The 16,500-nt window shown below is 39.3% G+C and carries 18 protein-coding genes; 11 read left to right on the forward strand and 7 right to left on the reverse strand.

Translation table 11 applies throughout. The features are described 5' to 3' along the window. Positions 1-161 precede the first annotated feature (161 nt). Both H561_RS0119585 and H561_RS0119590 read right to left on the reverse strand, forming a co-directional pair. Positions 162-605, reverse strand: coding sequence for a carboxymuconolactone decarboxylase family protein (locus H561_RS0119585; RefSeq protein WP_027388521.1), 444 nt, complete (start codon positions 603-605; stop codon positions 162-164). An 83-nt stretch (positions 606-688) separates the two neighbouring features. Further along, positions 689-1,261, reverse strand: coding sequence for a Crp/Fnr family transcriptional regulator (locus H561_RS0119590; RefSeq protein WP_027388522.1), 573 nt, complete (start codon positions 1,259-1,261; stop codon positions 689-691). Positions 1,262-1,326: 65 nt separating this feature from the next. Between H561_RS0119590 and H561_RS0119595 the strand changes: the two genes are divergently transcribed. After that, positions 1,327-1,692 (forward strand): DUF1304 domain-containing protein, encoded by a 366-nt coding sequence (locus H561_RS0119595; protein WP_027388523.1) that lies wholly within the window; start codon positions 1,327-1,329, stop codon positions 1,690-1,692. Between the two features lie 44 nt (positions 1,693-1,736). On the opposite strand, the gene H561_RS0119600 is transcribed toward H561_RS0119595, so the two are convergent. Further along, positions 1,737-2,192 (reverse strand): redoxin family protein, encoded by a 456-nt coding sequence (locus H561_RS0119600; protein WP_228372311.1) that lies wholly within the window; start codon positions 2,190-2,192, stop codon positions 1,737-1,739. A gap of 8 nt (positions 2,193-2,200) precedes the next feature. Then, the gene (locus tag H561_RS0119605; protein WP_027388525.1) at positions 2,201-4,273 is read right to left on the reverse strand and encodes a TonB-dependent receptor plug domain-containing protein; all 2,073 of its coding nucleotides are present in this window, start codon (positions 4,271-4,273) and stop codon (positions 2,201-2,203) included. A gap of 119 nt (positions 4,274-4,392) precedes the next feature. On the opposite strand from H561_RS0119605, the gene H561_RS0119610 reads away from it, so the two are divergent. The 7 genes from H561_RS0119610 to H561_RS0119640 all read left to right on the forward strand — a co-directional run bounded on the left by H561_RS0119610 (position 4,393) and on the right by H561_RS0119640 (position 11,893). Further along, complete coding sequence (locus H561_RS0119610) at positions 4,393-5,580, forward strand: homogentisate 1,2-dioxygenase (protein ID WP_027388526.1); 1,188 nt, start codon at positions 4,393-4,395, stop codon at positions 5,578-5,580. Between the two features lie 177 nt (positions 5,581-5,757). Beyond that, entirely contained in the window at positions 5,758-7,032 is a 1,275-nt protein-coding gene (locus H561_RS0119615; RefSeq protein WP_027388527.1) for an acetyl-CoA hydrolase/transferase family protein, read from the forward strand. Positions 7,033-7,219: 187 nt separating this feature from the next. Beyond that, on the forward strand, positions 7,220-8,350 hold the full coding sequence (gene hppD, locus H561_RS0119620) for a 4-hydroxyphenylpyruvate dioxygenase (protein ID WP_027388528.1): 1,131 nt from the start codon (positions 7,220-7,222) through the stop codon (positions 8,348-8,350). Positions 8,351-8,419: 69 nt separating this feature from the next. Next, complete coding sequence (locus tag H561_RS0119625) at positions 8,420-8,893, forward strand: hypothetical protein (protein ID WP_027388529.1); 474 nt, start codon at positions 8,420-8,422, stop codon at positions 8,891-8,893. Between the two features lie 144 nt (positions 8,894-9,037). Then, positions 9,038-10,285 carry a fumarylacetoacetase gene (gene fahA / locus H561_RS0119630; RefSeq protein WP_027388530.1) on the forward strand — a complete coding sequence of 416 codons (1,248 nt, stop codon included), beginning with the start codon at positions 9,038-9,040 and terminating at the stop codon, positions 10,283-10,285. A gap of 169 nt (positions 10,286-10,454) precedes the next feature. Next, positions 10,455-11,276 (forward strand): flavin reductase family protein, encoded by an 822-nt coding sequence (locus tag H561_RS0119635; protein WP_027388531.1) that lies wholly within the window; start codon positions 10,455-10,457, stop codon positions 11,274-11,276. A gap of 8 nt (positions 11,277-11,284) precedes the next feature. After that, the gene (locus tag H561_RS0119640; protein ID WP_027388532.1) at positions 11,285-11,893 is read left to right on the forward strand and encodes a hypothetical protein; all 609 of its coding nucleotides are present in this window, start codon (positions 11,285-11,287) and stop codon (positions 11,891-11,893) included. 175 nt (positions 11,894-12,068) lie between these two features. Here H561_RS0119640 and H561_RS0119645 read toward each other — a convergent pair whose 3' ends face one another. Further along, positions 12,069-12,917 (reverse strand): alpha/beta hydrolase family protein, encoded by an 849-nt coding sequence (locus tag H561_RS0119645; protein WP_027388533.1) that lies wholly within the window; start codon positions 12,915-12,917, stop codon positions 12,069-12,071. Positions 12,918-13,103: 186 nt separating this feature from the next. Here H561_RS0119645 and H561_RS0119650 point away from each other — a divergent pair, with 186 nt between their 5' ends. Genes H561_RS0119650 through H561_RS0119660 form a run of 3 tightly spaced genes read left to right on the forward strand, consistent with a single transcriptional unit; the run spans position 13,104 to position 15,293 of the window. Then, positions 13,104-13,877: a HipA family kinase gene (locus H561_RS0119650; RefSeq protein WP_027388534.1), complete on the forward strand. Its 774-nt coding sequence runs from the start codon at positions 13,104-13,106 to the stop codon at positions 13,875-13,877. Then, positions 13,864-14,247: a DUF3037 domain-containing protein gene (locus tag H561_RS0119655; RefSeq protein ID WP_027388535.1), complete on the forward strand. Its 384-nt coding sequence runs from the start codon at positions 13,864-13,866 to the stop codon at positions 14,245-14,247. Before H561_RS0119650 ends, H561_RS0119655 begins: the two co-directional genes overlap by 14 nt. 23 nt (positions 14,248-14,270) lie before the next feature. Then, positions 14,271-15,293 carry an alpha/beta hydrolase gene (locus H561_RS0119660; protein WP_027388536.1) on the forward strand — a complete coding sequence of 341 codons (1,023 nt, stop codon included), beginning with the start codon at positions 14,271-14,273 and terminating at the stop codon, positions 15,291-15,293. Between the two features lie 56 nt (positions 15,294-15,349). Here H561_RS0119660 and H561_RS23490 read toward each other — a convergent pair whose 3' ends face one another. Together H561_RS23490 and H561_RS22940 are read right to left on the reverse strand one after the other, a co-directional pair. Continuing rightward, on the reverse strand, positions 15,350-16,117 hold the full coding sequence (locus H561_RS23490) for a phospholipase D family protein (protein WP_051349467.1): 768 nt from the start codon (positions 16,115-16,117) through the stop codon (positions 15,350-15,352). A 65-nt stretch (positions 16,118-16,182) separates the two neighbouring features. Continuing rightward, on the reverse strand, positions 16,183-16,500 hold a 318-nt coding region (locus H561_RS22940; protein WP_034762901.1), incomplete at its 5' end, for an integrase core domain-containing protein.

The following is a 16,500-nucleotide window of genomic DNA, read 5'->3' on the forward strand; positions in this document are numbered from 1 at the left end:
TAATTTAGACTGTTCCATATATCGGGGGGAGGTCAAACAGTCAGAAAAATCAAATTTCTCTAATTTAGACTGTTCCATATATCGGGGGGAGGTCAGTAGGATTATATTAAAATAAGAATAGCTTTTCGTCATGAAAAGCTATTTTGTTTTTGGCTTACATTTTAAGGTTTAGGAACCTGTAAATGCGTACTGATGGCAATTCTGTTCCACATATTAATTGTAATTACTGCCATAATTATACTTCTTACCTGCTCTTCATCAAAAAACCGGATGGCTTTTTCGTAAGTTTCATCGGTAAGTCCTTTTTGGCTGATCAAAGTAATTTCTTCAGTCATCGCCAGAATTACTTTTTCCTCTTCGGTAAATAAATCAGTTTCCCGCCAGGCATTCAAAAGGAAGATTCTTTGTGGTGTTTCACCGTATTTCAAAGCATCTTTCGTATGCATATCCAGACAGAAAGCGCATTGGTTAATCTGCGAAGCGCGCGTTTTTATCAATTCTTTCTGAATGTTGCTTAATAAAGTGTTCTGTAAAGTCATTTCCAGATTCATCATAACTTTGTAAGATTCTGAATTGGAATTTAAAATTTTGATACGTGTACTCATACTGTCTTTTTTAGTGATTTAACCTATTGTTTTTAACACCTGACAAAGTTCCGATATACGAGCCCTAAAAATCTTAAACTGGTTTAAGAACGTAATTTTGCCCGGATTTCACTTAAATATTCCGGTGTAAAACCCAAAAAAGAAGCAATTAAATACTGCGGAATCCTCTGAATAAACCACGGATATTGAGTACTGAAATGCAGATACAACTCTTCCCTGCTCATTTCATACAAATACCGGATCCTGCGTTCTGCGGCAGCATAGGCCCTCTGATAGACCATTCTGAAATACCGTTCCATTACCGGATGTTTTTTCAGTAATTCTTCCTGCGATTGGAGATCAATGACCAAAACGGCTGAATGCTCAACAGCCTGGATCGTAAAGCTGGATTTCATCTGCCTTTCATAAGCAAAAGTATCCGTCATCCACCAGTTTTCAATAGCGAATTCCGTGGTCTGTTCCACCCCTTTTTCATTGATAAAGAACTTTCTGAGGCAACCTTTTTGTACGAAATACATGGATCTGCAAAGCTCACCGCTTAAGATAAGATTCTGCTTTTTCTTTATTTCCAAAAGCTCAAAAAATGATAAGACAGAAGCAAATTCTTCATCACTGATGGTAATGAATTTATCTAAATGCGCCTTGAAAATATCCATTTTGAAAATTATGTAGCCAAACTTAACTTTATTTTTTTAGTTTTACAATAACAAAACAGTAAATCATGGAAATCGTTGCCAAAATTTTGATCGCATTAGTTGCAGTAGAACACCTCTATATTCTCTGGATGGAAATGTTTGCGTGGGAAACCAAAGGAAAGGAAGTATTCAAAACGGCTTTACCGGAAGAAATGTTTAAACCTACAAAAGGGCTGGCGGCCAATCAGGGATTGTATAACGGTTTTCTTGCCGCGGGATTAATCTGGTCTTTCTTCATTGAAGATCCGAAATGGCAGACGAATATTGCTTTGTTCTTCCTGTCATGCGTTGCGATTGCAGGAATTTACGGTGCTGTTTCCGCAACGAAGAAAATATTTTTCGTGCAGGCTTTGCCGGCTATTTTGGCAATTGTTGCGGTTTTGTTGAAATAGAAACTCTGGCGAGTCAATAGTTAAAATTTAGAAAAGTAATTAATTCATAATGATTGATTTAAGATTTCAAACAATTTCGCCCTCATTTTTTCAGGCTTAAACTCGCCTTCATGATACTCAATCAAATTCTGATCCTTATCTAAAATAATCCATAACGGATAAACCGGCTGGTTTTTATTTTTAGACAAAGCCAAAGCCAATTCATGGATTCCTGAACTTCCATTGGGTAAATAATTAAATTCCCGTCCCTGAAAGTTGATCTTACTTTTCGTTTTTTCCGCTTCAAAATTGATGAAATGAAAATCTTTATTGATCATTTTGACCAATTCTTTATCTTTATTCAGGTTAAAGGATTCAATCCTGCATATAGAACACCAGTCTGTATAAATATGGATAATAACCGGCTTTTGTTGTTCTTTTTCTAGGGTTTGAAGTTCAGAAAAAGAACCTGTTTTTATCTGTGAGAGGCAAAAACAAGGTCCTAACAATAAAAATAGCATGTATTTTTTCATCTCAAAGTGTATCTTACCCCCAGGAAACCTCTGATTCCCTGCATCGGAGCATAACCGTAAGTCGTATCAAAAGTATAATGGTGGGGATTATTTACAGGATCGTTTACATTGTTATCAAACGGGTCAAAAGGCCGCATCAACGGATCTTTAGGCGTAAAATTAAAGATATTTTTCACTCCGCCATACACTTCAAATCCGGATAGGAATCTCTTTGAAACCTGTACATTCGCCAAGGAATAAAACGGAGAATATTCCGGCCGGTAATCATCCGACAGAACCGGCAGGCGCATCGGTCCGTAAAACTGCCCCGTAAAGTCTACCGTGAGATGATTTGAAAATGTATAGGTCAAACTGTATGTTCCGCTCCATTTCGGGGCATGAAGCTGCTGAACTTTTCCGGTTTCGCCATCAAATTTCTGATATACCTCAAGATAAGTCACGCCTAAATTAATACTTAAAGGAAAGCCAAAACTATAATCCAGATTCATTGAAGCCCCTCTTGAAATGCCGTACCCATGAAGATTGTCATAAATAATCTTATCCGGTTCCGTATCAAAATCACCGACAATTTTATTACTGAAATAGGTGTAAAACGCAGAAGCATCCAAATTAACCAAACGGTCTGCAACAGGGATTTTCCAGACATAATTCAGATTTCCGTTGACGGATCTTTCAGGTTTTAAATTTGATTTAATGACGACCTCACGCGAACCCGTCAGGGCAGCATGATCTTCCGTAAACAAATTCACGACCCTGAACCCTGTTCCGAAATTGAACCGTAAAGTATGATAGGGATTCGGAGAAAATTTCCAGGCAAAACGCGGTGAGTGAACCGAATGATGGATTTTATCGTAATCAAACCGGTAACCCATCAACAATGTGTTTTTTTCATTAATTTCCCACTGGTCCTGTATAAATGCTCCGAAAATCGGCGATTTCATCGGTTTGTTTGTAAATCCGTCTGCCGATAAGGTTCCGGGAGTATTGTCATCATAAAATGTTTTCTTAAAAGTTATTCCTAAAATCAAATCATGGCTTTCCAGTTTTTTATCCCAATACGTCTGCACGAAACCCACTTTCTGTGTCGCCAGAAAAGGATTGTTCCCGTAAAAAGAATTCTGATCATGAAAATTGTAAGAAAACTGGGTAATAATATTTTCTTTCACCGGCCACTGGTACATCCCGAAAGCCTCTACTCTATTGGTATAAATACTTTCTCCGTAGACTTCATTGCTTCCACGATATGATTTATTCCACTGCATTTCTCCGCCGACACGGTCTTCATACAAATACCGCAACGCAAAACTTGCCTGCCGGTTTTCTTTCCTTTTAAAATTCCATTTATTAAAAACCGAAATCCTGTTCTGCAGGGCGGCATCGGTAAAATTGTCTTTATTCTGATCCGTTTTCTCGTTAAAACTGAAATAATTTAAACTTAATAAAGAAGCTGTATTTTTTCCAAAATTAAATTTCGTTGACAGATCCACATTATTTTCATTCCAGGTTGTGGTCATGAAATCAACATTCAGTTTCGGTGCATTCAAAGCATTTTTAGTGATGATATTGATAACCCCACCCATTGCTTCCGAACCGTAAATGGATGAAGCCGGCCCTTTTACCACTTCAATTCTGTCGATCAGGCTGTTGGGAATTCCACTCAATCCGTAAACAGTTGAAAGTGAACTGACAATCGGCATTCCGTCGATCAAAATCATGGTGTAAGGTCCTTCCAGACCGTTAATATGGATATCTCCCGTATTGCACACCGAACAGTTCAGCTGAGGCTTTACGCCGTTTACCATGGCAATGGCTTCAAAAACATTAGGCGTCGGATTTTTCCGGAAAAATTTCTCGCTGTAAATTTCCACATTAACAGGGCTTTTGGATTTGCTGATCGGTTTCAGGGTTCCGGTAATCACCACATCATCGATATCTTTTATCTTGATTTCTTTTTTGGCCTGATTTTTAACAGAATCTGATTTTTGTAATGGGTTAACATTAAGACTGTCAGCCTCCTGGGAAAAGCACCAGCCCGGGAATAAGAGGACAAAGAACAATATTCGTTTCATGAAATTAAATTGTTAGACAAAACTAACAATTATTTTTAGAATACAAAAACTCTGTAAAAAATCTTCTTCGGTGCAATTCACTAAAAATTGTTAAATTTGAGAATCTAGATAAAAGTAAAATGAGATATCATCAGTCGGGAAATATCCCACCAAAAAGGCATACGATTTTCAAGTCCCCGGAAGACAAATTCTATTACGAACAGCTTTTCGGAACGGAAGGTTTCCATGGAATTTCTTCTTTGCTGTATCATACTCACCGCCCGACCCAGATCAGATCTATCGGTGAAGCCAAGGATGTAACACCGAAAATTGCCGTTGAAAAAAACGTAACGCCAAGAATGTTCAAAGGAATGAATGTTACGCCTGAAGACGATTTTATGGACAGCCGGAAATTCCTGATGGTGAACAACGACCTGAAAATGGGTTTGTCCAAGCCCAGAAAATCAATGGATTATTTCTATAAAAATGCGGAATGCGATGAACTTTTATATGTCCATAACGGAAGCGGGATCCTTAAAACTTTTGTGGGTGACCTTGAATTTTTCGTTGGCGACTATCTGATTATTCCTAGAGGGACCATTTATCAGGTGGAATTAAAGTCTAATGACACTGTGTTTTTTGTCGTGGAAAGCCATTCTCCGATTTATACCCCGAAAAGATACAGGAACGAATTCGGACAGCTTCTGGAGCATTCCCCATTTTGTGAAAGGGACATTATCACACCGATTTTTAAGGAGCCTAAAGACGAAAAAGGAGAATTTTTAATTAAAGTAAAAAAAGAAAACCAGATCACGGATTTCATCTACGCAACGCATCCGTTTGATGTAGTGGGCTGGGACGGCTATTTTTATCCCTATAAATTTAACATTAAGAACTTTGAGCCGATTACCGGCAGGATCCACCAGCCGCCACCGGTTCACCAGACTTTTGAAGCGCATAATTTCGTGGTGTGTTCATTCTGCGCAAGAATGTATGACTATCACCCGATGGCCATTCCGGCGCCTTACAATCACTCAAATATTGATTCCGATGAGGTTTTATTCTATACGGAAGGCGATTTCATGAGCCGTAACCATATTGATTTAATGGATTTCACGCTTCATCCGGGAGGAATCGTTCACGGGCCTCACCCTGGAGCGATGGAAAGAAGCATCGGAAAAAAATTCACGGAAGAATATGCGGTCATGGTAGACCCGTTCCGACCTTTAAAGATTACAGAAGAAGCACTGAAAGTAGAAGATCCTTCCTACAAGACTTCATGGCTGGAAAGTGAAGATCATAATTTGGAAGACCGTTCACAGGAGTAAAGATCCTTCTGACAACACATCATAATAAGTAAAGGACTGAATAGAAATATTGGGTCCTTTATTATTTTTAATCATTAAAACATGACAAATGTTTTTTGAAATATTCGGCACATCAATGCAATATGGACTATCTTTAAGTGAAGAAAATCGTAAAATAATAAGTACTAAATTTTTATTATGGATCAATATATCAGCGCAGAGGAAGCCATCTATACCATTAAAAGCGGGAACCGGGTATTCTTTCACGGAAGTGCCTGTACTCCGAATTACCTGATTGACGAACTGGCAAGACAGTCTCACCGGCTGGACAATGTGGAAATGGTTTCCATCACCCAACAGGGGAATGTAGAAATTGCCAAACCGGAATATAAAGATAAATTTTTCGTGAATTCACTGTTCGTATCCGCACCGGTACGGGATGCCGTGAATTCAGACAGAGGGGACTTCGTTCCGGTATTTTTAAGTGAAATCCCGATTCTGTTCAGAAAAAACATCCTGCCTCTTGATGTAGCCCTGATTACCGTTTCTCCGCCGGACAAACACGGCTTCTGTACATTGGGAACTTCCGTAGATGTGGCAAGAGCTGCAGTAGACACTGCAAAAATTATTGTAGCCATCGTTAACCCGCTGATGCCGAGGACCCATGGTGACGGAATGATCCATATCAGCAAAATTAATAAACTGGTGTGGCATGAAGAAGAACTTCCGACCGTGGATTACGGATCCAAAGTGGGACCTGAAGAAATGGAGGTCGGAAAAAATGTTGCGGAACTGATTGAAGACCGGTCTACGCTTCAAATGGGAATCGGAACCATTCCCGATGCGGTTTTAAAATGTTTGGGCAACCATAAGGATCTTGGCGTTCATACCGAAATGCTGAGTGACGGAGTGATTGACCTGATCCAGAATGATGTGATCAATAACAAATATAAAGGCTACAACGACAATAAAACGATTACCAGTTTCTGCTTCGGAACCAGAAGGTTATACGATTATGTAGATGACAATACGGTATTTGCCTTCAATGATGTGAGCAATGTGAATTTCCCGATCAACATCATGAGAAACAAAAAAATGGTTGCCATCAATTCTGCGATTGAAATTGACCTTACCGGACAGGTTTGTGCAGATTCCATAGGAACGATGCAGTACAGCGGAATCGGCGGGCAGATGGATTTTATGAGGGGTGCCGCATTAAGTGAAGACGGAAAACCGATCATCGCCATTACTTCAAGAACGAAAAGAGGTGTTTCCCGTATTGTGCCTTATCTGAAACCCGGAGCAGGTGTAGTGACCACCAGAGGGCATATCCATTGGGTGGTTACCGAATACGGAACGGCTTACCTGTATGGGAAAAATCTTAAGCAAAGGGCTCAGGAACTTATCAGTATTGCCCATCCCGATGACCGGGAAATGCTGGAAAAAGTAGCCTATGATAGATTCAGCCATTAATATATTTTGAGGAGGTGATACTATTCGTTTCACTGAAAACCGGCAGCTTTATATTTTTTAAATTTTTAAATCTAAAATTTTATACGGTGATCATTAAACTTACCTGACGTTTGTTAGTTAATGTTTTCCGTATTAGTAAGAAATTCGTAATTTGCATACCTAATAATATAAAAGTAAAAATAGAAATATGTCAACACTTACATTTGCCGAAAAAATTGCCCAGGCCGAAAATTTTTTGCCGATTAACGGTACCGATTATATTGAGTTTTATGTGGGAAATGCCAAGCAGGCAGCTCATTATTACAAAACCGCTTTCGGGTTCCAGTCGGTTGCGTATGCAGGGCCTGAAACAGGCGTAAGAGACCGTGCTTCCTATGTTCTTCAGCAGGGAAAAATCAGATTGGTCCTGACGACAGGATTAAAGTCTGATTCTCCGATCAACGAGCATGTAAAAAAACATGGTGACGGTGTGAAAATTTTGGCATTGTGGGTAGATGACGCTTACAAAGCTTTTGAAGAAACCACAACAAGAGGCGCAAAACCTTACATGGAGCCGGTAACGCTGACGGACCAAAACGGTGAAGTAAGAATGTCAGGAATTTATACCTACGGAGAAACCGTTCATATGTTTGTAGAAAGAAAAAATTACAGCGGGCCGTTTATGCCCGGATATGAAAAGTGGGAAAGTGCGTACCAGCCTGAAGAAGCCGGTCTGTTGTATGTGGACCACTGCGTAGGAAATGTAGACTGGGACAGAATGGTGCCTACCGTAGAATGGTATGAAAAAGTAATGGGATTTGTGAACATTCTTTCTTTTGACGATAAACAGATCAATACGGAATATTCTGCATTAATGTCTAAGGTAATGTCCAACGGGAACGGATTTGCAAAATTCCCGATCAATGAGCCTGCCGAAGGTAAAAGGAAATCCCAAGTAGAAGAATATCTTGATTTTTATGAAGGGGAAGGCGTGCAACACATTGCCGTAGCCACAAAAGATATTATCCACACGGTAACCGAGCTTAAAAAACGCGGCGTGGAATTCCTTTCTGCACCTCCGGAAGCTTACTATGATATGGTTCCTGAAAGAGTGGGCCATATTGATGAAGACCTTAAAAGACTTCAGGATTTAGGTATACTTATTGATCATGATGAAGAAGGATATCTGTTACAGATCTTTACCAAGCCTGTAGAAGACCGCCCTACCCTGTTCTTTGAGATTATTGAAAGACACGGGGCACAGAGTTTCGGTGCCGGAAACTTCAAAGCATTATTTGAAGCACTGGAAAGAGAGCAGGAAAAAAGAGGAAATCTTTAAATTTAACAACAATATCAGGTTTTGTCAGGATGAAAAGTCTTGACAAAACTTTTTTATAAACACATGCATATGAAAAAATTATTCATCGGAATTTTATTTGTCGGAATGATATCCGGTGTAAAAGCGCAGTATGGTTCATTGGATGCCATTCTTACAAAGCTTGAAGAAAGAAAAGGCGTCAATCAGAATCTGGAATCTGTAAATATTGACAATAAGAAGTTTGTCTTTATCAAAGATGAAGCAGATCACACGGAAAGAGACTTTATCATCATCAAAGGCAATAAGGCAACTTATGTAGAAGTTTTTGATGACAAAGCGACGGGAGGAAGCAGTTCCAATGTTTTTTCAGGTGATATCGTAATGAGCAAAAAGAATATCATTTCCCTGAGAGCGGATATGCTTGAAAATAAAAAAGTCCCGATCCCGGTAGCCAAAACCCTATTGTTAACCAAACAGGATAATATCCTTTATCTTATCGACATCAATACCAAAGACCGATGGATTGATGAAGATTCTGTGTCCAAAACCAAACAGAAAAAATAAATATTCTGACCACGGTTAGAGATCATGACCATTCTAGCTTTGGGACTGCATTGAAGCATTTACATAGGTTTTTTTCACCCCTGAATGCCTGCAATATTACAACAAAATCTAACGGATACATAAATCCAACCTAAATTATAAAATATGAAATCATTTGTAGAGTATACCTCTGATTCGGATTTTTCTATCCAAAACATTCCTTTCGGAGTAGCGGTTTTTAATAAGGAGTACATCGCATGCTGTACGAGAATAGGCGATCAGATCATTGATCTTGCCACCCTTCATGACCTGAGTTATTTTGAGGAAATTGAAGGCCTTGAAGATAATGTCTTCGAAGCCTACACCTTAAATGAATTTATTGAACTGGGAAAACCGATCACTACTGCAGTGCGTCTAAAGATCCAGGAATTGCTGCTGGAAGGTTCTATTTTATCCAAAGACCAGAAAACCATTGAAGCTGCATTTTATGAACTGGATCAGGTAAAAATGATGATGCCGGTACACATTCCGAACTATACGGATTTTTACAGCAGCATCGAACATGCCACCAATGTAGGTAAAATGTTCAGGGACCCTGCCAATGCTTTGCTTCCGAACTGGAAACATCTGCCGGTAGGATACCACGGAAGAGCATCCTCAATTGTAGTTTCAGGGACGGAAATCAACCGTCCTAAAGGTCAGACAAAGCCTGCCGATTCAGATCAGCCGGTGTTCGGGGCCAGTACCCAACTGGATTTCGAACTGGAAATGGCCTTTATCATCAATCAGAATACGGAAATGGGAGAAAGCATTTCAACACAGGATGCTGAAAATGCCATTTTCGGAATGGTGGTCTTTAATGACTGGTCGGCAAGAGACATCCAGTCTTGGGAATATGTTCCGTTAGGGCCATTTTTAGGTAAAAACTTCGGCTCGTCGGTTTCTCCGTGGGTGGTAACGATGGAAGCTTTGGAACCATTCAGAACGGCTTCTCCGGAACAGGAACCTGAAGTTTTGGAATACCTGAAATTTGAAGGCGAGAAAAACTACGATATCAATCTGGAAGTATATATCCAGCCGGAAAACGGTGAGCACAACCTGGTTTCTGAAAGCAATTACAAACATATGTACTGGAACATGGCGCAGCAGCTGGCCCACCATACGGTAAACGGATGTAATGTGGAAGTAGGTGATATGTACGCCAGCGGAACCATTTCAGGAAGCGACCCGAAATCTTTCGGTTCCATGCTTGAATTAACCTGGAGAGGCCAGAACCCGATCACTTTAAGCAATGGAGAGGAAAGAAAGTTCATCAATGACCATGATACGGTAACCATGAAAGCCTGGGCCGAAAAAGAAGGGATAAGAGTAGGATTCGGTGAAGTTTCAGGTAAAATTATTCCGACAAGATAATTTTTAACCGCTTTAAAATACTAATTTATAAATGCTTCGGCTACGTTCAGCATGACATCATTAAATTTACTGCCGGACTCCTCTTGCAGCATTAAAAATGTCACGCCGGGCTAAGCCGAAGAATTTTTGTTTTAAATACTTATAAAAACTTAAGTGTTACAATTAAAATATGAAGACAGTAATCCCATCCGAACTCTCCGCAGTACAGCTGCAAACCATTATGCAGACCGCCGTTTCACCGCGTCCGATCGCACTGGCATCAACGGTTGATCAAGAAGGAAACAGCAATTTATCACCGTTCAGCTTTTTCAATATGTTCAGTACGGTTCCACCAATCCTGATTTTTTCACCGTCAAGAAGAGTGCGTGACAACACCACGAAACATACTCTGGAGAATATACTGGAAGTTCCTGAAGTCGTGATCGGAACAGTTAATTTCCCGATTGTACAGCAGATTTCGCTGGCTTCAACAGAATATGGTGATGGAGTCAATGAATTTATTAAATCCGGACTTACCATGAAAGAGGCTGATGGAGTAAGGCCTAAATTAATCGCAGAATGCCCTGTTAACTTTGAATGTAAGGTCCTTGAGGTAAAATCCATGGGCGATAAGGGCGGCGCCGGCAATCTGGTGATCTGTGAGGTCCATAAAATTCATATCCGTGAAGAATACCTGAACGGGGAAGGGAACTTAGATCAGGCAAAACTGGATATGGTAGCCCGCTTAGGCGGAAACTGGTATTCCAGAAATAACGAACATAACCTTTTTGAAGTGCCTAAACCTTTGGTGACAAAAGGAATCGGCTTTGATCTGCTTCCTGATACCATAAAATACAGTAAAGTTTTTACAGGAAATGATTTGGGAATGCTTGCCAATGTAGAAAATTTACCTGCAGGAAGCTACCATTCAGATGAAGTCGTTCACCGGAATGCACAGAGATTACTGTCGGAAAATAAAATTGAAGAAGCCTGGAACATTCTGATTAAATAAATCATCCTATGAAAAGATATATTTTCTTATTAATCCTATTAATTACTTTACAATCCTGCTATTATCCGGTAAGAAAAGATTACGGGATTTACAGTAAATCGCTGGTATTTTCAAAAGACAAAAAATGGCTAATCAACAACATCCAGACGGATGTAGATTCGCATCACAGAGAAATGATGAATAAAGAAGCATTGCAGTTATTTCAGGATCTGAGCACGGGCAAAGCTTCTGATTTAAGAACGGCAAAATCAGAAAATATTATTCAGAACAATATTCCGTTTGATCCGGAAACTGAAGATCTTGAAACGTTAAAAAACAGTTCTGATTTTAATTTCCTTGTAAATATTTATACATTTAAAGTCCGTAACAGCTTAGATAATTCCATTGGTGTCCAATACGAATACAAAAAGAATGAAACATTTGCCATGATGGAGGTGTATGATATTGCTACTATGAAAAAGATATATTCTTTCAAAGCATATTCAGAAGTATCGGTGGATAAAGACCAAAAGGCAACGGTCTTTACGCCTTCAACTGAAATGATGACCATGAAGAATTTCAGAACGCTTTTAAAATCAGTAAGAAAGAATGCCGTAAAAACTGACGGTACTCTTTAGGATCTGTTTAGATTTATTTAACAACATAATTTTCACGCAGAGTATGAGGATTACGCAGATTTTAAAGTGCATTTAAAATTGCAAAATCTAAAAAATCAGTGGAAATAAATTTAAAACACCTGTTAAATCCATAAAAAAAGATAGCTTTTTGAGAAGCTATCTTTTTTTCATTATGCTATTCGTTAACTATTTTGTCGTTGATGAATTCAATACATTTCTCAGTTGCCGCATTCAAATCTTTCGGCAATCCGGTATCGTCCCAGGGTTCTTTTGCGCCGAAAGTATGATTCGCATCTTCAATTAAAAACAACTCCGAATTGGGATGTAAAATATGGAGGTGTTCGGCATTCTTTACGCTTACACTTTCATCATTTGTCCCGTGGATAATTAAGACATGGGCTTTTGCCATTTCGGTTGCCCTTTCCACATCAAAGCGGTACTCATTCTGTTCAAAATCTTCATAGAATTGGTAGTAGTGCGGCATTTCCTGCTTGGTCCTTCCGTTGGTCACATAATACAGACCTGCTTTCTGCCAGTTTTCAAAAGCTTCATTTTTCGGAAAACGGTCTAACGTATCAACACTTGCTAAAGTAATCAGCCCGTGAATCCTTTCATCTTCATAGGTCTTAATAATCGAAATCCCTCCTCCCCTGCTGTGACCTATCAGGATTATTTTCTGATCATCCACTTTTTCATCCTGAACAAAATAATCAATGACCGCTCCCAGATCAGAAAGTTCTTTGGAGTAATTGTTATTTCCGAAAGCTTCCAGATCAGCAAAGTGATGGGGATCTTGTACGGTCGTTCCATTATGGGAAAAGTTAAATTTAACAAAGAAGAATCCGGCTTCTGCAAATTTTTCTGCCATCAGATTCCATGCGCCCCAGTCTTTATAGCCTTTATAACCGTGAACGAAAATGACCAGCGGCAATTGATCTTCTGATTCAGGATAATAGGCATCGGCCAGGAAATCCCTGGTCTGCGGATTGGAAATGGTGATGTTCTGCTTTTTTGTAATTCCCATATTTTGTTTTTTATTTATTATCAGATTATTATATAAGGTAAGGATTTTTATTTTAAGCCGGCTTATGATCTGTAAAGGATTATTTCATCCCCATACACCAAATCAATGGTATACCAAATAAAATTTCTGTCTCCTAAAAATATTAAAAATAGACCTAAACACAAAGGAAAACCTTATTTTTGCGGTATGTTGGATCTAAGAACCGTAACCGTCACGCGTTACATTCTGCCGCTGCGCGAAGGAGGTTCGCTTCCTGCGCTGGCAGAAGCTGATGACGATTTTAAGTATGTTTTAAAATTCCGTGGCGCGGGCCATGGGGTCAAAATGCTGATTTCAGAGCTGCTTGGCGGAAAGATCACCGAAGCCCTGGGATTACCGATTCCTGAGCTGGTTTTTGCGAACCTTGATGTGGATTTCGGAAGAACTGAGGCCGATGAGGAGATCCAAGATCTGCTGAAATTTTCTGAAGGCCTGAATTTGGGACTGCATTATCTGTCTGAGGCCATTGCATTCGATTCAAGTATACAGGTAGATCCGTTTCTGGCTTCCAAGATTGTCTGGCTGGATGCTTTTATTACCAATATCGACCGTACTTTCAGGAATACCAATCTCCTGATGTGGCATAAAGAATTATGGATCATTGATAACGGTGCATCTTTCTATTTTCACCATTCATGGCAGAATTTCGATACGGCAGCCAAAACACCGTTCAAATATGTAAAAGACCATGTTCTGCTTCCGCAGGCCACGCAGCTGGATGAAGCTGACCGGTTTGCCCATGACATTTTAAACGATACCCTTTTCAGGAAAATAGTGGATTTAATTCCTCAGGACTGGCTTCACTGGAATGATGCCGAAGAAAGCCCGGATGAAATAAGAGAAATCTATTTCAATTTCCTGAAAACAAGGCTGGAAAATTCTCAAATCTTTTTAAACGAAGCCAAGAATGCAAGAGGATAACATTTACGAATACGCCGTGATCCGTCTGGTACCGAAGGTGGAGAGAGAAGAGTTTTTCAACATAGGCCTGGTGCTGTTTTCAAAAAAGAAAAAATTCATCAGGACCGCATTTTATCTGTGTCCTGATAAATTCCGGCTGATGCACAGCAAACTGGACTATGAGGATCTTATTCAGAACCTGGAAAGCTTTAAGAAAATAGCAGACGGAAGCAAAGACGGCGGCCCCATTGCTACGATGGAAATTCCTGAACGTTTCCGCTGGCTTACGGCAATACGCAGTTCAGTTATACAGACTTCGAGGCCCCATCCGGGGAAATCGAAGGATCTGGAAAAGACTTTTGGTAAACTTTTTGAGGAGTTAGTGAAATAATAATACCTCAATTACACAAGTCTATGAAATTATCCGGACAAAATGCATTACACAGGTTTTCGATAAACCTGTTTTTTATTTTATTTTTAAGCCTGTTCAGCTTAAGTTATGCCCAGCCTGTAATTAATGAAGCTAAAATTCCGCCAAGTACTATTCTTCCTGAAAAAACAGCTTTTACTGAAAATATTTCCTATAAGAATGATGAAAAAGGAAATCCTGTATTGCTAGATCTTTACCAACCTAAAAGCCTGGTATCAGGGAAACTTCCGGTAGTGATTTATGTTCATGGAGGAGCCTGGGCAAAAGGCGATAAAACCGTCAGAGCCGGAACTTATATAGAAAATACCATTTTAAAACTCACAGAAAACAACTATGCCGTGATCAGTATTGACTATACGCTGGTAAGTGAATCGGTTCATTTTCCGCTGCCTGTTAATGATACCAAGGATGTGGTAAGATGGGTAAGGAAAAATGCTGAAAAGTATAATTTTGATGTTGATAATATCGGTTATTTCGGTGTTTCATCAGGAGCACATCTTTCAATGCTCGCTGCCTATTCCGATGATACTGATTATACAGGAAGCCCTGAACTTTCGGAATATTCAGGAAAGGTAAATTATGTGGTAAGTAACTTTGGCCCGACTGATTTAAATAGGCTTTTACACACCCGGTTAGGCAGTGTTCCGGTAGCGATTGTCGGCCTGTTCTTTGAACCTGTTGTCGAGATCCGGAAAAAACTCGTATTCGGAATTTCAGGATATGATATCAAAAAAGATAAAAGAAAAGCAATCGATTATTTAAAAACAGTTTCTCCGATAAACGATGCCGAGCATGGAGTCCCTACCTTGATTCTTCACGGAAACAAAGACAAGGTTGCACCCATAAATCATTCCAAAAGACTCAACAGGAAACTGAAAAAAGCCAATATTGAAACGTCACTGATTGTTGTAAAAGACGGTGTCCACGGATTTGGCACGACTGATAAGGCTTATCTGAACCAGCTTACAAATGAAATGGTCAGTTTTATAGTTTTACATAAAAAATAACCTGCAATTTTCAACAGGTATAAAATCAGCAGTGACCGGATGTCACTGCTTTTTGTTTAATTGACAGGTTCGGTATACAGCTGCCCTCCCCAAAACTGGACATCCCTTTCTGCAAGATTTGAATTTGAGAATAAATGATTTACTTCCTCTATAATCTTGGCGACCGCATTGGGGTCAGCAGTTCTTATCCTGGTTTCATGGTTTTCTTTGACACCTTTAGCCGTAAAATTCAGAGATCCCAGATAAGCGACCTCATCATCAATAATATATATTTTGCTGTGAATAAACGTAGTATTGAAAGAATTGCCGTGGTTCGGTGATACAAAAACTTTAAAAGGAAACAACTGGCTGTAGGTGTAATGGTAGATTTTTTTCTTTTTAATTTCGCTGACCGTGTAATTCCGGATAAAAAACAACAGGGCAACAATGATAAAACCGAATGCATATTTCGGTTCTTTCAGCAGAAAGATTAACGGAAACAGGACTACCCCTAAACCGATCATCACAAAAAGCAAAGTTCCTGAAAGGCTCATTAAATTGTCACGGGATTCTTTTGCGCTTTCATCCACATGCCGTTCCTGAATAATAAGTTTATTGATGTTTTTTTCGTGACCGTAAAAGTCTTCAATCTCATCCGTTGTAATCAGGCTGATCTTAATTCCTTTAGTGTGAAGAAATATAAGTTCCTTGATCAAGGACGGAGAAAGATACGGAGACACTATTTTCACATTCCTTTTTGCATTCCTTATATCCTGGATCAGTTTGGCTCCTGCACCCTTACCGATATAAATATCACATACTGCATTTTTATAAAACGTTCCCATTACACGGATAAATTTATTTAAAATAAAAACTTTGCAATTGACCTCCCCCCGATATATGGAACAGTCTAAATTAGAGAAATTTGATTTTTCTGACTGTTAATGATGAATTCATTTGGTGTTAAATTTCCTAACGAACTATGAGGTCTGTAGCTGTTGTAATCTTCTCTCCAGACATCCAACTTCTGCTGTGCATCTTCTAAGGAGAGAAACCAATTTACATTAAGACACTCATCGCGTAATGATCCGTTAAAACTCTCAATAAATGCATTATCAGTAGGTTTTCCCGGTCTTGAGAACTCCAGTTCTATTTTCTTTTCATAAGCCCATCTGTCTAATGCTTTACTGATAAACTCAGGTCCATTATCAATTTTAATCCGCTTAGG

It is taken from the genome of Chryseobacterium gregarium DSM 19109 (assembly GCF_000430845.1).
Taxonomy (GTDB): Bacteria; Bacteroidota; Bacteroidia; order Flavobacteriales; family Weeksellaceae; genus Chryseobacterium; species Chryseobacterium gregarium.